The organism is Trueperella bonasi (genome assembly GCF_030811535.1).
GTDB classification, from domain to species: domain Bacteria; phylum Actinomycetota; class Actinomycetes; order Actinomycetales; family Actinomycetaceae; genus Trueperella; species Trueperella bonasi.
Genome location: NZ_JAUSQX010000001.1, coordinates 1,289,112 through 1,306,845, shown reverse-complemented (window position 1 = coordinate 1,306,845; position 17,734 = coordinate 1,289,112). Strand labels below are relative to the sequence as shown.

At 55.4% G+C, this 17,734-nt stretch carries 15 protein-coding genes and 1 pseudogene; 9 read left to right on the top strand and 7 right to left on the bottom strand.

Going from position 1 to position 17,734, the window contains the following annotated elements; all coding sequences use genetic code 11:
- Nucleotides 1–144: 144 nt before the first annotated feature.
- The gene (ppdK, locus tag J2S70_RS06055; protein ID WP_307682838.1) at nt 145–2,880 is read right to left on the bottom strand and encodes a pyruvate, phosphate dikinase; all 2,736 of its coding nucleotides are present in this window, start codon (nt 2,878–2,880) and stop codon (nt 145–147) included.
- A 216-nt stretch (nt 2,881–3,096) separates the two neighbouring features.
- Between ppdK and J2S70_RS06050 the strand changes: the two genes are divergently transcribed.
- The 6 genes and pseudogenes from J2S70_RS06050 to J2S70_RS06025 all read left to right on the top strand — a co-directional run bounded on the left by J2S70_RS06050 (nt 3,097) and on the right by J2S70_RS06025 (nt 8,882).
- Nucleotides 3,097–4,011: a hypothetical protein gene (locus tag J2S70_RS06050; RefSeq protein ID WP_307682837.1), complete on the top strand. Its 915-nt coding sequence runs from the start codon at nt 3,097–3,099 to the stop codon at nt 4,009–4,011.
- A complete protein-coding gene (locus J2S70_RS06045; protein WP_307682836.1) occupies nt 4,011–5,942 on the top strand; it encodes a hypothetical protein in 1,932 nt (643 codons plus the stop codon). Before J2S70_RS06050 ends, J2S70_RS06045 begins: the two co-directional genes overlap by 1 nt.
- Nucleotides 5,943–6,115: 173 nt before the next feature.
- Entirely contained in the window at nt 6,116–7,327 is a 1,212-nt protein-coding gene (locus J2S70_RS06040) for an MFS transporter (RefSeq protein WP_307682835.1), read from the top strand.
- Nucleotides 7,328–7,463: 136 nt separating this feature from the next.
- Nucleotides 7,464–7,871, top strand: coding sequence for a hypothetical protein (locus J2S70_RS06035; RefSeq protein ID WP_307682834.1), 408 nt, complete (start codon nt 7,464–7,466; stop codon nt 7,869–7,871).
- 26 nt (nt 7,872–7,897) lie between these two features.
- Nucleotides 7,898–7,981 (top strand): annotated as a pseudogene (locus J2S70_RS08885) (hypothetical protein); the annotation flags it as partial.
- 382 nt (nt 7,982–8,363) lie between these two features.
- Complete coding sequence (locus tag J2S70_RS06025; protein WP_307682832.1) at nt 8,364–8,882, top strand: hypothetical protein; 519 nt, start codon at nt 8,364–8,366, stop codon at nt 8,880–8,882.
- A 478-nt stretch (nt 8,883–9,360) separates the two neighbouring features.
- Here the strand turns inward: J2S70_RS06025 and J2S70_RS06020 are convergent, their stop codons facing one another.
- The 4 genes from J2S70_RS06020 to J2S70_RS06005 form a co-directional block, all read right to left on the bottom strand.
- Nucleotides 9,361–10,173 carry a zinc-binding dehydrogenase gene (locus J2S70_RS06020; protein WP_307682831.1) on the bottom strand — a complete coding sequence of 271 codons (813 nt, stop codon included), beginning with the start codon at nt 10,171–10,173 and terminating at the stop codon, nt 9,361–9,363.
- A gap of 317 nt (nt 10,174–10,490) precedes the next feature.
- Complete coding sequence (locus J2S70_RS06015) at nt 10,491–10,976, bottom strand: DUF4411 family protein (RefSeq protein WP_307682830.1); 486 nt, start codon at nt 10,974–10,976, stop codon at nt 10,491–10,493.
- Complete coding sequence (locus tag J2S70_RS06010; protein WP_307682829.1) at nt 10,976–12,130, bottom strand: ImmA/IrrE family metallo-endopeptidase; 1,155 nt, start codon at nt 12,128–12,130, stop codon at nt 10,976–10,978. Before J2S70_RS06010 ends, J2S70_RS06015 begins: the two co-directional genes overlap by 1 nt.
- A gap of 176 nt (nt 12,131–12,306) precedes the next feature.
- Complete coding sequence (locus J2S70_RS06005) at nt 12,307–13,053, bottom strand: SDR family NAD(P)-dependent oxidoreductase (protein ID WP_307682828.1); 747 nt, start codon at nt 13,051–13,053, stop codon at nt 12,307–12,309.
- A gap of 121 nt (nt 13,054–13,174) precedes the next feature.
- Here J2S70_RS06005 and J2S70_RS06000 point away from each other — a divergent pair, with 121 nt between their 5' ends.
- From J2S70_RS06000 to J2S70_RS05990, 3 genes are all read left to right on the top strand, one after another.
- Nucleotides 13,175–13,678, top strand: a complete 504-nt coding sequence (locus tag J2S70_RS06000; protein WP_307682827.1) for a hypothetical protein — start codon at nt 13,175–13,177, stop codon at nt 13,676–13,678.
- Entirely contained in the window at nt 13,675–14,103 is a 429-nt protein-coding gene (locus J2S70_RS05995; protein WP_307682826.1) for a DUF3592 domain-containing protein, read from the top strand. The genes J2S70_RS06000 and J2S70_RS05995 overlap by 4 nt, the downstream gene beginning before the upstream one ends.
- Before the next feature lie 68 nt (nt 14,104–14,171).
- A complete protein-coding gene (locus tag J2S70_RS05990) occupies nt 14,172–14,615 on the top strand; it encodes an RpiB/LacA/LacB family sugar-phosphate isomerase (protein WP_307682825.1) in 444 nt (147 codons plus the stop codon).
- A gap of 162 nt (nt 14,616–14,777) precedes the next feature.
- Here J2S70_RS05990 and J2S70_RS05985 read toward each other — a convergent pair whose 3' ends face one another.
- Complete coding sequence (locus J2S70_RS05985; protein WP_307682824.1) at nt 14,778–15,836, bottom strand: alcohol dehydrogenase catalytic domain-containing protein; 1,059 nt, start codon at nt 15,834–15,836, stop codon at nt 14,778–14,780.
- A 61-nt stretch (nt 15,837–15,897) separates the two neighbouring features.
- Nucleotides 15,898–17,595 (bottom strand): dihydroxyacetone kinase family protein, encoded by a 1,698-nt coding sequence (locus J2S70_RS05980; RefSeq protein WP_307682823.1) that lies wholly within the window; start codon nt 17,593–17,595, stop codon nt 15,898–15,900.
- Nucleotides 17,596–17,734 lie beyond the last annotated feature (139 nt).

The following is a 17,734-nucleotide window of genomic DNA, read 5'->3' as shown; positions in this document are numbered from 1 at the left end:
CATGTCGAGAGCGAGAAAAGCCGGCCGCCCCGTTACGGAGCGGCCGGTCCTAGCATTGCGTAGTTTCCCGAAAACTTTTGTGACTAGCTATACGGTTATCAACCCGAACTTGCTAAACACAAATCCCCTTGTCGAGGTATCGAGCTAGTTCCGCGGATCGAACTGCGTGAGGTAGGTGGTCTCGTTGTCGATGGCCGCACGCCCCGCCTCAAGCCGAGCGATCGGCACGCGGAACGGCGAACACGACACGTAGTTGAGGCCCACCTTCTCAAAGAAGTGAACCGAGTGCGGGTCACCGCCATGCTCACCACACACGCCCATCTTCAGATCGGGCTTGGTGTTACGGCCACGCTCAACCGCAATGTCAACGAGCGGCCCAACGCCACCAAGATCCACGGATTCAAATGGCGAAATACCGAAGATTCCGTAGTCGAAGTACTCGTTGAAGAACGCGCCTTCCACATCGTCACGCGAGAAGCCCCACGCGGTCTGCGTGAGATCATTCGTGCCGAACGAGAAGAAGTCGGACTCGGTCGCAATCGTGTCGGCTGAGATGGCAGCACGCGGAAGCTCGATCATGTTGCCAATCGGAATATCGAGCTTGACTCCGGTTTCGCTTTCAACCTCCGCGATAACCTCTTCCGTCATTTCCCGTACAATCTGCATTTCGCGAATCGCGCCAACCAACGGAACCATGATCTCCGGCTGAGGATCCTTGCCTTCCTTAACAAGCTTGGCCGCAGCCTCGGCGATCGCACGCACCTGAAGTTTGATCAGGCCGGGAATTTTCAACCCGAGACGTACGCCTCGTAGGCCGAGCATCGGGTTTTGCTCGTGATTCTGGCGAACCGCGCGAAGGAGCTCGTATTCCTCGTCGGTAACCTCCTCGCCCTTAGCCTCCTTGACGGCAATATCCACCGATAGTTGCGTGAGATCTGGCAGGAACTCATGCAGCGGCGGGTCAATCAGCCGGACTGTAACAGGCAGGCCATCCATCGCGTCGAAAATACCGATGAAGTCCTCGCGCTGATGCGGCAGCAGCTTCCCCAACGCGGCCGCCTGGGCTTCGGCGTCCTTCGCAAGGATCATTTCTTCAACGAGCTTGCGGCGCTCGCCAAGGAACATGTGCTCGGTACGGCATAGGCCGATACCTTCGGCACCGAAATCGCGAGCAGCCTTGGCGTCTTCGGGGCTATCCGCATTGGCGCGTACCTTCATGCGGCGCTTGGAATCAGCGTGCGTCAAAATGCGGTCAACGGCGTGGACGAGCTCTTTCGCTCCCTCGTCCGGCGCGGCTTCAAGACCAGCTTCAAGACCGGAAGTCAGGTAGGCGGTAACAGGCGAATCAGTAACCGGCACGTCACCTTCAAAAATCTCGCCAGAAGCACCGTCGATGGCGATCACGTCACCAACCTTGTACTGCTTGCCGGTAGACTTCACGTCCATCGTGCCCGCCGATTCATCGATCACCAGATCATCAGCGCCGACAACACAGCATCGGCCCATGCCACGAGCGACGACGGCGGCGTGGGAGGTCTTACCACCGCGCGCAGTCAAGATACCTTCGGCAACGACCATTCCTTCGAGATCATCAGGATTGGTTTCGCGACGCACCAAAATTACGTTGGCGCCCGCCTTGGTACGTTCGACGGCGGTAGCGTTATCCATGACGATCTCACCGACAGCTGCACCTGGCGAAGCAGGCATACCCCGCGAAATGTCGATCTTCTTCGCATCCTTATCGAACTGCGGGAACAACAGTGCGGTGAGCTGTTCGCCGGTCACGCGGGTCACGGCCTCATCACGAGTGATGAGCTTTTCGTCAACAAGCTGGTCAGCAATACGGAAAGCGGCAGCTGCTGTACGCTTGCCGATACGGGTCTGCAACATCCACAGCTTGCCACGCTGGACTGTGAACTCGATATCGCACAGATCTCGGTAGTGCGTTTCGAGCCTGTCCATAATCGCGATCAGCTCGTCGTAGGACTTCTTGTCAAGTTCCTCCAGCGCCGACAGCGGTAGGGTGTTACGGATTCCAGCGACGACGTCCTCGCCCTGAGCGTCTTCTAGGTAGTCACCGTAAACACCGGAGTGGCCGGTAGAGGGATCACGAGTAAAGCACACGCCTGTACCCGAACCTTCGCCCATGTTGCCAAAGACCATGGTCTGCACGTTCACTGCAGTACCAATATCGGCAGGAATGTGCTCACGGCGCCGGTAGATTACTGCACGTTCTGTATTCCATGAGTTAAAAACGGCCTCAATTGCGAGGTCAAGCTGAGTGCGCGGATCCTGCGGGAAGTCTCCCCCCGTCTCGTCCTTAATGATGGTCTTAAACTCTGTCACGAGGCGCTTCAGATCGTCCGTCGTCATATCCGGATCGCCAGAATAGCCCTTCTCATCTTGGAGCGCATGCAAGGCATCGGCGAAAGGTTCACCCTCAATGTGCAAAACCGTCTTGCCGAACATCTGAAGTAGGCGTCGGTATGAATCCCAGGCAAACCGGTCGTCACCAGACTGTTCGGCAAGGCCGACCACGGACTCGTCATTCAACCCGATGTTCAACACGGTTTCCATCATTCCGGGCATGGAAAACTTTGCGCCGGAGCGGACGGATAACAGGAGCGGATCCTTCGGATCGCCGAGGTCCTTCCCCATCTTCTCCTCAACCTGGCGGATTGCCGCAGTGACCTGCACCGCGAGCTCGTCGGGCGACTCCCCGTTCTTCAGGTACACCCGGCACGCCTCTGTGGTAATCGTGAAGCCGGGTGGGACTGGCAGGCCCAAGTTGGTCATCTCGGCAAGATTTGCGCCTTTACCGCCAAGCAGGTCTTTCTGCTCTTTGTCTCCCTCGGTAAAGTCGTATACGTACTTTGTCATTTTCCCTCCGTTGGGATGATCGAATCGTACCCTCGAATCTACCATTGGCCGCCGACTAATTTCGACACCGCCAACGCCTAGTCGGAGCTCCGCCAATGCCTCTTACCACGGTGTTGAGACGCGCGGACAACATTTTGCAGAGGTTGATACCGCGGGGATTCCGAAGAAATTGCACGCATCTGGTTAGCTTTAACCGGGCCAGTTGAAAGAGGACCTGTGGAAAATCAACAAAATCCCACGTCAAATTCCGGGGAAACCCAGCACTTTCAGCCACCACACAATAATGAGTTTTCGCCATCTCCCGCCGGTAACTTGCAGGACGAGGGCACCACTCAACCAGCCTCACCCGAACAGTCCTACTCAAACCAGCAGCCATACTCGAATCAGCAGCCGGACGGCAGCCAACAGGCACCGCAGCAGCAGTATCAACCACATGCTGGTCACGATTCGATTCCGTATCAGGTTACCACCCCACCAACCGAGTCGATCGGCGGCGCCTTCGGGGCGCTTTGGACCGGTTTGAAACTGATTTTCTCTGGTCGACTCGTCGACGCGTTGAGCATGGGCCATTCCTTCCGCCGCCTATGGCCAGTCGCTACGATCTCCTACATCGTTCTCACCGGCCTGCTCTATTTCGGCTTCGCCATATCCGCTTCCCGAGGAGTCGATAATGCACTGACGGCCATGTTGGGTGGCGGAATGTGCTACGTTGACAACGCATTGACAACAAGCCTGAAACTGTTCCTGGTTGGAGCGGTCGCCTCAGCACTTTTCATCTTTGCGCGCATCGCCGGCCTCTACTTCACTCTGAAGGTCCGTGGTGTCCAAGCAACTTTTGCCATGGCGGCAACCATCTGGTCCGTGTCAGTGATCCCACTAGTTTTCGTTCTCGCGCTGGGCGCAATTTTCGGCATTATTCCCGTGACCGTCACCGCAATCCTTGCCTCGATGATCCTTGGAATTCTCGGAATCATGGCGGCATTCATGAGCGAGCTTTCCATCTACGTAGGGCTTAACCAGGTCGCGCGCCCCGAAAAGTCGATTTTGATTCCACACACGCTGTTCACCGCGCTGTCGGTGTTCGTAGCCGGGTTCATTGGCTTTGTCATTATCGAATTGCTGGTGAGCTAATGGCCACGCACACACCTACCTCAACGCTACGGGAGCCGACGACGCCCGCCCCGCGTTCGCGCCGGGGAGCGCTCGCCTTCCTCGCGGCACTGATCATTTTTCTCGCCGGTTGTGGAGCTCGCATTAGCACCAATATTGATGTGGACCAAGAAGGTGCGGGCAGCCGCACGATGTCTTTCGTTGCACAGCGGGACGCCGATGCTGAAAATGCGCTTAACGGCGGCTATGAGGCCGTTGATACCTCACTAAAAAGCCATCTTCCTGAAGAACTGGAATTTTCAGGGCTCACGATCACGGATGAGGAAATCACCGGCTCGTTCACACTCGCCTTTTCCTCGCTCGAGGACTACGAGGCCAAAGTTGGTAAACTTCTCGAGACCGGCGGTGTCGATCTCGAACCCGAGATTAAAATTGTCACTTCTGACGACGCACTCAAATCCGGCTTTGGTTACGAGGAAAACTTCACCTCCTCCGAGCTACTTGCCTGGGCGCCACAGGCGCTCGTCGCCGACGGCGTCCTTGAAGAGGAAAACGCGTCGAGCGTTATCGACGGCGAAGACAAAACCACCCTCACCTACAACGGCGAAACCTTCGAACAACCATACGGAGGCAGGCTGAATATTGACGAGGTCGAAGACGGCGGTTTCGACGGGGTTCACGTCGAATTAACGCCGCTAGCCAACGGGACCTACGACGTCGTCGTTCGATTCGAACGCAACGGTAGCGTCTCCGACGAAGAACGCGCACTCGACGACGAATTCTTTGCCTCGCTCGACCTGAAAGACACCAGCCTTGATACCGATGTAGATCCTAGTGCATCCGGCTATCAGCGCACGCTCAGTTTCACCGCAGGTGACAAAGAAGATCTCATCAATAAATCAGAGGCGATCTTCGGTGAAAACACCACGGTGTTTGAAGACGTAGAAAATACTTCAGACTTGGGCATGGGCCGCATGGAACGTGAGTTTTCGGGCGGCATCGAATCCTCGCGGCTGTGTGCCAGCTACTGCAACGAAACATTCGGTGTGGTAACTCCCCAAGGATACGAATCCGAATACTACCCCGAAGGCGAAATGCGAACGAGTAGCTTAAACTCGTTCAACCTGGTCTTCGACAAGAGCATCACGTTTGAATCGCTCAACGTTGTGCTGGATATTGGCATGTCCCGTTCGTGGACTCTCACGCTTGACGTCGTCGTGGACACCGAGGAGTTCGAACCATTCCTTGACGGCATTGAAGAAAGCCTGACCCCAACGCAGGACGGCGCGACGATGTCCACTTCCGACGCCGATGGCATGCGCACTTACACGATCTCCTTTAACTCCTATGAGGGCGTGGGCGGCCCCGCTTCGAACTACACCGGCGGTTTGATAGGTGCCGAGGAGATTGATGGCATCGAAAAGGAATGGATTGACTCAGATTACGAGGTTAAGCTCGTGGTGTATCCCCATGAGTTCCTCGGTACTGCGGAGATCAAATCGATCACTGGAACAATTAACCTCGGAACGGGTAACTCCTTCGATGATTACTCGAACTCGTGGGACGTTGATGGTTCGACGGCCACGTTCCAAACGACATCCGGCTATTTTGATTCATTCTACGGATACGCTTCGGGGCCCACCCAGAGCGCCCTGATCGGATGGATCATTGCCGGTGTCGTGCTCCTTGTTGTGGTCGTGCTCGTGATCATCTTCCGCAAGAAGATCGCCGCAGCATTTTCGAAGGCCGGGCAGTCAGCGAAAGCGGCAAGCGCTTCGGCGGCCGCCGGAGCTGCAGCAGCTGGTGCCGCGGCAGGATATCAGGGTGAAGGTAGTGCTGGCGCCTACGGCACGGCTAGCCCTGATGGAGCCGCTAGTCATGGTGGAGCTGCCGGTCCTGGTGGAGCCGGCTCTTCGGGCAGTGGTGAATTTACCGAGGGCGACCTCAGATAGCTACTCAGGCTAGAAGAGGCGCTCTAACGACGGTGGGCGTCCCGGGAAAACTGGGACGCCCACCTTTTTATTGGGCACGGCTCCTAGGTTGGAGAGGAGTTCTTAGCACCGCCGTGCTAGGGCCCTCAGGGTGGCCATGGGTGAATTTTGGTGCGCCCCGGTAGGCTGGGTGCGTGACAGTTCTCCTCGCGATCATTTACGCCGCGTTCATTTCCTTAGGACTCCCCGATGCCGTTGTGGGCGCCGCCTGGCCGTCGATGCACACGGAACTTGGGGCAGATAGTGCCGCGGCCGCACTGGTTACGATAGTGGTGGTGCTCTCGACGATCACGGCCTCCTTTTCGTCTGGATGGCTGTTGCGCCGATTCGGCACATTCGCAGTATCCGCCACGTCAGTGGCTCTGACTGCGCTGGCACTGTTTGGCTACGCATTCGTACCAAGCTTTGGGTGGCTACTGGTTTTAGCTGTGCCTCTGGGACTGGGTGGTGGAGCTATCGATGCCGCTCTGAATGCCTTTGTAGCGGTCAATTACTCCTCACGGCACATGAATTTCCTGCATGCCTCCTGGGGCGTGGGCGCTGCGCTCGGACCGTTAATCGTGGGATTTTGGCTCAATATTAGTGACCAGTGGCGGCCAGCGTACGTAACAATCGGGATTTTGCAGGCGCTGCTATTCGTAGTTTTCTTAGGCTCGCGCGGGTTGTGGGCAGAACACAGCGACGGCGAAAGTCCGTCGGCCGTCGTCGACGATGCGGAACTGCCGAACGTACCAACGGGAGCCGATCCCACATCCAAACCTTGGTTTAAAATGCCGAACTTGGCAATTATTCTTGTGGGTTTCTTTTCCTACTCAGCTGTGGAGATGACGCTGGGTCTGTGGGGAGCCACATATTTCGTCAGCCGCTTCGGACTTGAAGAGGACTCGGCGGCAGCCGGCGGCGCGGCCTTCTATATCGGGATCACCGCGGGGCGCATCGCAGCCGGCGTAGCTGCGAGTCGGCTATCAAATTACGAGCTATTACGGGCCGGGGCTGGCGTGCTCGTGTTGGGCGCTGTGGCATTATTTGCTCCAGTGCCGGCAGTGAGCTTGGCCGGATTTACCGTGGCTGGCTTTGGATGCGGGCCGATCTATCCCATGATGCTGCAAGAAACGGCGCGCAGATTCGGCGCCCTCAACACCGAGCGCATGATGGGCATCCAAATGGGCTTGGCTTACACGGGAATGCTGATCGCTCCCCCGCTTACGGGTCTGCTGCTAACCCGGGTGACGCCGTTGGCCCTACCCGGGGTTGGGGTGATGTTGGCCGTGGCGATCGCTCTGAGCGCTGTCGTGATCGAAAAGCGCTTAGTCCATACTTCCGACCGAGAGCAAAACTCAATATAATCAACGAAAATAACATTAGCGGGCCGAGCCACTAACCAATGGAGATTAGCCGTGTACGCTTCGAACCCACATGAGCCACATGTTTTACATCGAGGTGTATTAATTCGCCTATGTTCGCATCTCCACGTCCCGTAAAATGTTGGCCCCCAACGGCGATTTTGCCCCATTTGAACGGTTAATTGACGCTTCATTTGACCCTGGCTCAAGTGTTGGCACCGATGCCTCTGGAGCCACGTTAATCGGATCGGCAGTCTCGATCATCGGCGGTACTTTGCGCGGGTTTCGTGGCTCCCTACCCGGGCTGGCAGTGGCAGGCGTTGGGCACTACCTATCGAAAAGGCATGGCAAGGCATGCCTGACGTTCGTAAGTGAATACACCGTGCATTCACTTACGAACGAAGTGATAGCTGACCAGAAATTTGAACGTTCACATATTTCCATGGGCGAATCGCTTTACCGTGCCGCAATGAAGGCACTTGGTAAGCCTCTTTCGAACGAAGCGCCAGTGCAGCCGCAAATTTCTAAAGCCAGGCACAGAGCCTAGAACCATCAGCTCCGGAGAAACTTCGGAAATTAAGCATCCTTCACACGGAAGGCATTCTGAGCGACGAAGAGTTCGCCCAGGCAAAGGCTCGAATTATCGAGAACCTTTAGGCTCTCTTTCCAGTTTCCCGATCGTAGGCTCGCTACGAGCTAAGCCCTCAGCTCTTGGGCAATTGCTTCTCGGATGAATTCAGAGCGGTTGGAAGACTTGGCGTCGATGTCTTTGAGCATCGACGCAGAAATTTTAACGCTCACACTCACGAGCTCTTCTTGGGAAATTGATGGCCGCTCAACGCGAATATTCGTCGACTGCCCCTCCCAAATGCCCTCCTCAAATTCGCGCGGATCAATCTATCGGAACGAATGAACAGGTGCGGTTCACTACGGGCACAGGTATTCTACAAACACGGCTCAAGACTCACCCGAATCCACGGCTGAAGCGATTGCACTTGAAGTCCGGCTCAAGAAGTTCCGCGAACCCGAGGCGCTGGCTGTGGTGAACGGCGTCGCACCCGCCAAGAAGGCGATTCCGTTCACGGACGACAATGTTGACCCCGAGCTTGTCCATCAAGTTTTCCGGCCTTACCTGGTGACGCTGACCCTCGCCGCTGAGGATCGTCTGAAACTGACGGACACGGGGAATCTGACGGGGGCCTCGCTCCAGCTTCTTTGCAACGAAACCGGCATCAACAAGCGCAGCCTCGAAGCTTCCCGCCCCAATGAAATGAATACGCAAAATTTCTCAAATATCCATCACACGTTGCGAAGCGCGAAGCATCTTCGCCAATACCGCAAGAACCTGAAAGCTACGCCGCGCGGCCGCGCCCTGCTCAAAGACTGGCCGATGAACGAAGATGGCATCCTGCCTGGATTTTCGACTCGCGATGTTGTGATGCGGGCAGGCGCGCTTGTGGCGGAAATTCTTGCAAGTGAAAGCGAGGATTCGTACGCCGACTACCTCATGGCCTTGGCGCTGTCCTGTTGCTCACGGGCAAAGAAAGCCCTCCAGTGATCCTTGCGGCAACATGTTCTCTGGCTTTGCGGATCTTCCGGAATACCAACCATTTTCTGCCCTCGAAGATTTCACAGAAGCGGCGCAGAACCAGGTGGCTCAGGATCGCCGGGGAACTTCGGACTATTCGGGCTCGCGATCGCCGTAGATCCTGAGGATCCCACGAAATTTGCCTTGTTATTGCCCGGTGGCTGACATTTGAGGGATGATTCTGGGCCGATCTTCGTATATGCCAAGATTGCGCTGGGATCGTCCCTCAAATGTCAGGTCTCCACCCAAACATCATGCACACATAAACATATAACTCTTTGACACTATTTCGAGGTCAGGAATAACTTGAGGCCAGCTGAATTTGATGGCCGCATCAGCGCTTCCGAGGAACCAAGTAAACTATGGCCCGAACGATTGCCTACAGAGCACGGAACCCTCTGGTACTTAAGCACGCCTGTTAGTATCAGAGGGCTCTCGTGCGCGGTGATCAGAACCGAATTATCTGCCGCAGTTCCGATCCGTTAGCTAATCGATCCATCGCCTCGTTGATCTCATCTAACTCAATATACGAGGAGACCAGATGCTCGAGAGGTAACTTGCCCGCCTGATAGAGCTCCACATATTTTGGAATATCCACATTGGGAACAGCAGACCCCATGTAGCTCCCCCGTAGTGTGCGCCCGCCGGCGGTTAGCTGCTGTGGCGAAATTTCTGCCATATCTGACGCCTTCGGCAAGCTCACCGTGACCAATGTGCCACCTACAGCTAAAGCTTTGACACCGGTTTCGAATGCTTTGACATTGCCAGCAGCTTCGATAACGACATCAGCCTTGACGCCCTTTTCAATTACCTCTGCCGGCGTCATTGCCTTGTGGGCACCGATCGCGAGCGCGTGTTCTAATTTGTTTTGCAAACCGTCGACGGCGATCACAGTCGCCTCTTTAATCGTGAGGGCCATCAGGATGGTCGCCAAACCGACGCCGCCAACGCCTACGACCATGATAGTGTCACCTGACTTTGGCTGAGCGTCGTTCATGAGCGCACCACCGCCCGTGATCATCGCGCACCCGAACAGTGCGGCAATTTCGGCAGGCAGCTCGCGCGGCACTTTAACCACGCTGGCCTGGTCGACGATGGTGTACTGCGAAAATGCGCACACTCCGATGTGGTGTCGGATTTCTTCGTCTCCGTCGCGGAAACGAACTCCACCGGATAGCAGTTCTCCCGCGTTGTTGGAAGCTACTCCGCGCTCGCACGGAAGCTTTCCAGCCTGCCCGCACGCCCCCACCAAGTTCGCCATACTCATCCCCCGAAATGGCCAAATATACGGGTGAGCACAATGCCCACGTCAACATCCGCGCCACTGGCGCAAGCTACCCAAGAGTCAACAACGGATCGGGCTCGAGCAGCCCCCCCCCGCAACACGGTGCCTTCTACGACAAGTAGCTAATGGACGACAGGCTCGGCAACCGCAGCACCCTGCAAAACCGACTTCCAGCAGCGCTTCGGGACGGTCATGCTGGGAATCAGTTCGCTTCCCCCCCCGATTATGTTTCGTCAAGTTGAAGTGAGCCGATTGTACAGTTTGGGTCTTTGGAATCAATGCCGGCATACGTGTCACGCTAAGATTAAGCGCGCACTTGCGCTCCTCAGCATCTCAAAAGTATCCACAACTTTCACACCCATGGCGCGACAGGCGTCGGGAATTTTTATCGACGTACGCGAATTCGGACTTGACTTCTCGTGTGTCACAAGAACCAAGGAATGTGCTTTCGCATAAGCTATCAGTTCATAATCCGCATAATTGTTCGCAAATTTTGTGATCGCGCTTTGGCTATAGTTTTGGCCTTTCGCCCACGAAGTAAGTGCAGGAAACACGTCAGCAGATTTTTGATCCAATTTCCGAAAAAGGGGTTTATTCCTCACCGCCCACTTTGACAGTTCATCTTGTCTGGCTTCCAGTTCTTTTCGAACTGCCTCCAAACTGCAGATCTGAGACTGCTGCTGTGCACACTCAAGCCAATCCCAAAACCCCGGAGCAAAATCGAATCCGTAATACCTATTCTTTGCTTCTATGAACACATTTGAATCTAGAATGAACATTACGTCTCCAAAAGCTTTGCAGCTAAGTTCGTGAAGGTGTCGTGTTTTCTCGTACCGAGAAGCTGATAGCCTTCGCGAAAACTCGTAGATCCTTCATAAACGCTAGATACTACCGCCCTTCCAAATCGCCGACCGAGACGCCGCATCTGTGAGTTGTAAAAGTTCCCGCCTCCTGTGGACTCATTACCTACATAAAGCTCCAGCACACGTTCACGTTCTTCAATATATTGTTTGCGATAGTCATTCCAGGACAGCAGGCTGGCGTCGTAAATTCTTCGCAGGATAACCAGCGTACTTACCTTGAACTCTTTAGCGAGCCGCTCCAGCTCCGCAACGGTTGTCTCGCCCCGGTAGGCGACTTCGAACTCCCTCAAGGGAACGAGCACTTCCGCCGCCACATAGTTACACCACAATTCCTCGTCAGGAACATCCCGATTCGCCAGTTGCATATCAGAGAGAGCAGAATGACCAAGCCAAAGATGCGCAAGTTCGTGGGTCAGAGTGAAAATCTGTGCCGACTTCGTATCCGCACCATTCACAAAAATCAACGGTGCCAAAGGGTCTGCCAAAGCGAAGCCACGAAACTCGTTCGGGTCTAGTTTGCGGTTGGTATTCGAGCCAACAATCCCATTGATCATCACCATGACTCCCAAGCCTTCTATGGCATGAAGTAAGTAGCTCAGAGAATCTTCCCAGCGATAAAACATTTTCCGCTTCTCCTTGTCAAATTCAAGGATTTCACGGATTTCCAAGGCAACCTTCTCAGGGCGATCTGTAAGAGCCGCCGAACCAATAAAACCTACAGGTTCAAAATCGTTATCACGGGCGTACCATCGATACCAATCCTGCCGTTCCTGGCACAGATGGATCGTATCAAGGAGGTCCGCAGACGGCCGTCCAACGGCCACGTTTCCGATAGTGCGCATATCCGGAATTGGAATCTCTTCCTCAGGCGGCTCAGGCAAAAATAGCAGACCAAAAGGTGTGTGAGTGGAATGGGAGAACTTCTGCAATTGCTTCAAAGTAGGTTTCTTTTGACCACCCACCCATTCATGGAGCCGCGGTTCTTTCTTCGCGATTTCGAATTCATCCCAGCCCGCGCGATCAACAGCCCACATCAAGAGTTCAGGAGCTACGTCGACGTATACAGTCATATACTCCACTCCCTTCTCTACTGTCTTGCGCGCGTTTAACTCAGTGTATTAGGTTTCCGGAACCGGGTGATTAGTTATGCACATGCCGAACTAAAGTGGCCAAATAAGAGCAGTGCCCGGTCTTTAACCACACAGTTGTGCAGCATAAACCGGGCACTTGAGTTACTCAGAATCTCCTACGACATGGTCCAGCCACCATCAACAGGCAGCACCACACCTGTGAGGTAATCAGCCTGGTCGGAGGCCAAGAACAGCGCAGCCTTCGCCACGTCCTCAGGCTGGCCGAGCCGCTTCATCGGAATCGGCGCCAAGAAGCCCTCCTTGATGGACGGGTCCTCGAGCAGGTCGTGGGTCATGCCCGTCTCGCCCGTGCCCGGCGCGATACAGTTGGCCCGCACACCGTCGCCCGCGTAATCCACAGCCACGGCACGCGTCAACGAAATCACGCCGCCCTTCGTCGCCGCATAAGAGACAGCCGACGGGAAACCAATAACGCCGCCCGCGGACGCCGTCGAAATAATATTCCCCTTCGTCTTCTTCAGGTGCGGAATGGCGTGCTTCACGCCGTAGAACACCGAGCTCAGGTTAACGTCAAGCGATTTGTGCCAGCCTTCCGAATTCGTCTCCTCAACGTTGCCATGCACGTAGGTGCCAGCATTATTGAACAAGATGTCGAGCTGGCCGTACTCCTCAACCGCGCGGTCAATTACCGCTTTAATTTCATCCTCGTGAGACACATCGGCCTTCAACGCCAGAGCCGAACCTCCTACAGCCTCGATCTCAGCAACCACGTCCTGCGCGGCCTCAAGATTCAGATCGACAGCCACGATTTTCGCGCCGTTCTTCGCAAACAGTAGCGAAGTCGCCTTGCCGAAACCAGAACCCGCGCCCGTGATCAGCGCGACCTTACCTTCAAGAGCCACCTTTTCTCCTTAAATTAGCTCATCGATAACCACCTCAAATTTTACTGCCCTGAACAAGTAAAAAATAGCCTTAAGTCTCACAGTGAACAGTACAAATACATGTGCGGTTAGACTTAGCAACATGGAATATTCGCTACGTAAGTTCGCCGTTCTCAGTGCGCTCGCCCCGATCGTGATTCTGGGCGGCGCAATCATTGCCCTCTTTGGGCTTTGGCAAGGCTTTGACACGTTCACCCCGGTCGGTGCGGTCGTGGCGATTACTGGCGTACTCATGCTAATTTCTAGCGTGTTTTCCTTCCGCCGCACGCGCAGTGCCTTCGTCGCCGAAGAAGCCCGCCTACTCGCCTGCCCTCGAATCACCGCGAAAGTTACCAAAATTCGCGTCAATCCCGACATCACGATTGCCGGCCAGCACCCCTGGCTCGTTGAAGCGCGTGGCAAAGCCGACGACGGCGCAGTGCGCGTCTTCCAGCAAAGCTTTTCTTTCCACAAGCCGGACGTGCGAGAAGGGCAGAAACTCGAAGTTGGAATCGACCCCGATGACCCCGAAAAGTACCTCATCATCGTGCCCAACACCCTGCAAGAAGAAAATCGCACAAAAGCAGCTCGCACAGGAGAAAAATGAATAGACGCATCGCACTTGCCATCGTCGGCGGCGTGATCGCCGCGTTCGGAGTCGTGGCTCTGATCGCGACCTTCATCAACTCACGCGGAGCCGAAGCGACTGCCTGGATATTCTTTCTCGTAAGCCTCACATTCGTCGTCGCGGGCGGCTACCTTGCCGTCTACAATCTGCGCACCAACGCGGCAGACAACCAGCTTAAAGAAACCGGATTGATTTACGACGCCATCATCACCTCCATCGATCGCGAAATCAAATCGTCTATTACAGGCAGCACCACCTACACCCTCACAGCCACGGGCACGCGCGGCGATGACACTCGCGCTTTCACCAAGGAATACCCGGGCGTAAGGCCCTTTTTCGACGTCGGCCAAGCCGTACAAATTTATGTGGATCCAAACAATCCTAAACGCTTCGTCATTGGCTAAACACCCGCTGAAACCGCTACCCGCGCGATAGACTGAAACGGACTCATCCCCACAATTTAAGGAGAAACATGAAGCTCGCATTCGGTGGCGATCCCAACGCATCAGAACTTAAAGAAATCCTCAAAGCCAAGGCTGAGGAACTAGGTCACGAAGTTCACGACCTCGGCTCCGACGATCCGATCTACGCGAACGTGGCAATCGACGTCGCCAAGGCCGTTGCTGCCAAGGAATACGATCGTGGCATCCTCGTGTGCGGTACCGGCATCGGTGTTGGCATTGCGGCCAACAAAGTCGAAGGTGCTTACTGCGCAATGATTCACGACGTATACCAGGCAGAGCGCGCCGTGCTATCCAATAACGCCAACATGATTTCCATGGGATCGCAGGTTATCGGCACCAAGCTCGCTGAAAAGCTCCTGGAGGAGTACCTCAAGTACGAGTTCGATCCGAATTCGCGCTCGAAAGAGAAGATTGATGCGATCTGCAGCTTTGAAGCTGGCGACGAGAAGTAAGCCCGTTCAAAATACGACCAGCAAAAGAAGTGGTGGCCTCAAACGGGCCACCACTTTTTGTATTAGCTATCTGGCTAGTCGGCCATGTGCTGTGAGAATTACCCGGATACCGTCCAAAACATTCATCAAAACGCTCAGAGTCACAACAAATGGCTGGAACAGCTACCCCTGATACAGCGAGTCCGGCACCACGCAGATTTTCACGCCAAGCCGATCATTAACGGCCGCATAGGCATCTTTCACCTTCGAAAGCGGGAAGGTGTGAGTCACGATTTCACCCACGTTGATCACGCCTTTCTCCAGTAATTTTATCGCGCGCACAACATCGCGACGCCGGGCATTCGATCCACCCGTAACCTTCAGTTCCTTGTAGTGGATCAGATTCGGCTCCATCTCGGACGTAGAGCCCTTCGGGAAGCCGGCAAAATAATTCACGCGGCCTCCTTCTGCTGCCAGCTCCAAAGCTTCCTGAGCGAGATCCGGCGCGCCGATACACACGATCACGACGTCGGCTCCCGCACCATCAGTTACCGCAGCTACCCGTTCTGCCAGCTCGTCAGGCCCGACGCCAATCGCGCCGAGCCTATCAGCTACCTTGCGACGCTCCTCGCTGCGATTCGACACGAAAACGTGCTTCGCGCCGCTCGCGAGCGCAAGCTGGGCGTGGATAAGGCCAATTGGCCCCGCACCTAGAACCGCCACAGTATCCCCAGCCTCCACTTTGAACTGGTCGAGGCCGTTCAAACAGCAGGAGATCGGTTCCGCTAGGCACAGCGCTTTGGGATCGAGTTCTTCGGAAGTCGTGATCAAATTGCCACGCCGCAACGCGCGCTCTGGCACGACCATGTACTCCTGCAAGCCTCCATCGATGGCATAGCCGAATAACTCGAGATTCACGCACAGATGCTCACGATCATTCAGACAGTTACGGCAATAACCGCACGAGACGACGATCGACACCGTAGCCTGCTGCCCCACTTCAAGCCCAGGCACGATTTGTTCCGCACCCTCACCAATTTCCTCGACTCTTCCGGCAATCTCATGACCGGGCACCACGCCACCTCGCACACCAGCAGTTTTCGCTCCGGTATACAGGCGATAATCGGTACCGCACATCGTATTGGCCTCGATCTTCAGCAAGACCTCTCCCGGCCCGGCCGTCGGCCTATCTTTTTCAACCAATTTCAGATCTTCGGGCGCATTCAACTGCGCTGCAAGCATTATTTCTCCTTAAAATGCGCGAGTAACCAATACCCGCGAAAGGTTCCTATACACCACGAATTTACAGGTATTCGGGGACCACCGCCATGAGCATCGCGAAGGAGGTCGCTCCCGGATCTGCAGTTCCGATCGACTGCTCACCGTGAGTACGCGCCCGCCCCTTCCTCGCGACGAAGTCGGCTGTTTTTTCTGCGGCCTTGGCGGCAGCGTCCGCGGCATTCTTCCAAACGACCGAAAGTTCGGCGTCGTCATTTTCAAGTTCACCGGCAAACACTTCGGAAGCATCGACGATCGTCTTATCACCAACGTCGGCACCGCCAAGCGTCACGAAGGAACGAGTTCCAGCAAGCACCGCTTCACGCAGAGTTTGCTGATCAGCTCCGTCTTCATCCGAAAGCGTGGAGCCAACTGCGGAAAGTGCGCCTCCCCAAAGAGCGCCGGCTGTTCCGCCAGCCCCCTCTGACCATGCCGCACCGGCACGAGCCAACAGCGTCCGCGCACCTGCCCCTGCTTCCACTGACTCTCGTGCAGACTTCGCGGCGGCAGTCGAACCGAGCACCATTCCTTGTCCGTGATCGCCATCGCCAGCTACGGCATCCATTTTGCCTAGTTCCTTTTCAGCCTCGCGAGCCTTCTTCTCGAAAGCCTCGAGTACTGCGGCAATCTTCTTTGCCAGTTCCTGCGACGGCGGAGCGCCCTGCGGAATCTCCTCGTCCGCCCTTTCGTGGATTTCACGTGGAGCCGCGTCCGATTCGATGTTGCCAACTCGGAAGGCAGGCGTATTCGCCGGGGCGAGCCAATACTTTTCCAGCTCCTCATCGAGGAACATGAGAGACAGCGAGATTCCTGCCATGTCGAGTGAGGTGACCTGCTCATCGACGACGGGCCCAACGATCGTCAATCCGCGTTCTTCGAGCAAGTGTTTGACCGCACCATAGAAAACGAACATTTCCTCATATTTGGTGGCGCCAAGGCCGTTGACGAGGACTGCTACCCGGCCGTCATAGCCGCCGGCTCGCTCAGGCTCTTCTTCCAGAACTTTCTCCACGAGCATCTTTGCGATCTCATTGGCGCTCATCATCTCGTGAGTCGAGATTCCTTGCTCGCCATGAATTCCAAGCCCAAGGCCGAAAGTGCCATCCTCAACCTCAAAGAGTGCCTCCTTCGCACCCGGGAAAGTGCAGCCCGTAAAGGCCACGCCCAGTGTGCGAGTTCGATCGTTGGCACGAAGAGCAACCTTCTCAACCGCATCGAGGTTCTTACCGTCAGCAGCCGCAGCACCCGCAACCTTCACAACCAAAAGATCACCGGCAATTCCTCGGCGGTCACGATGATTTTCAGGTGAGTTCGATGCGATGTCGTCCGAAATTGTGAAGATCCGAACGTCGTCGCCTTCGGCGCGCAACTGTTCAGCGGCATTACCGAAATGGAGCACGTCCCCGGCATAATTGCCGAACATAATGAGCGTGCCGCCGCCGTTATCGGCGCCCTTGACGACCGACACGGCCTGAGATGCTGACGGTGATGAGAAAATATTTCCTGCCACTGCGCCGTGAGCCATTCCTTCTCCCACCCAACCTGCAAATGCGGGATAGTGGCCGGAGCCTCCACCTACAACGATGGAAACTTCACCCTCGGGGCTGGCCGTCGAACGGACTACTCCGCCATGAATGGGTTGAACATAGTTGGAGTACGCGGCGGCAAAACCAGCCAGCGCCTCCCCCGCAAACTCTTCTGGATTATTTACTAAAAACGTCATTGTTTCACCTTTCGGAATTAAGGACTCAGAGTTGGCCAATGGCTACAGGCCATTTGTTGTGAAATATTTCCTTAAATAGGCCAAAATATTCGTCAAAACACTGAAAGTCACAGTAAATGGCTGGGTCGGTGGGTAGCCA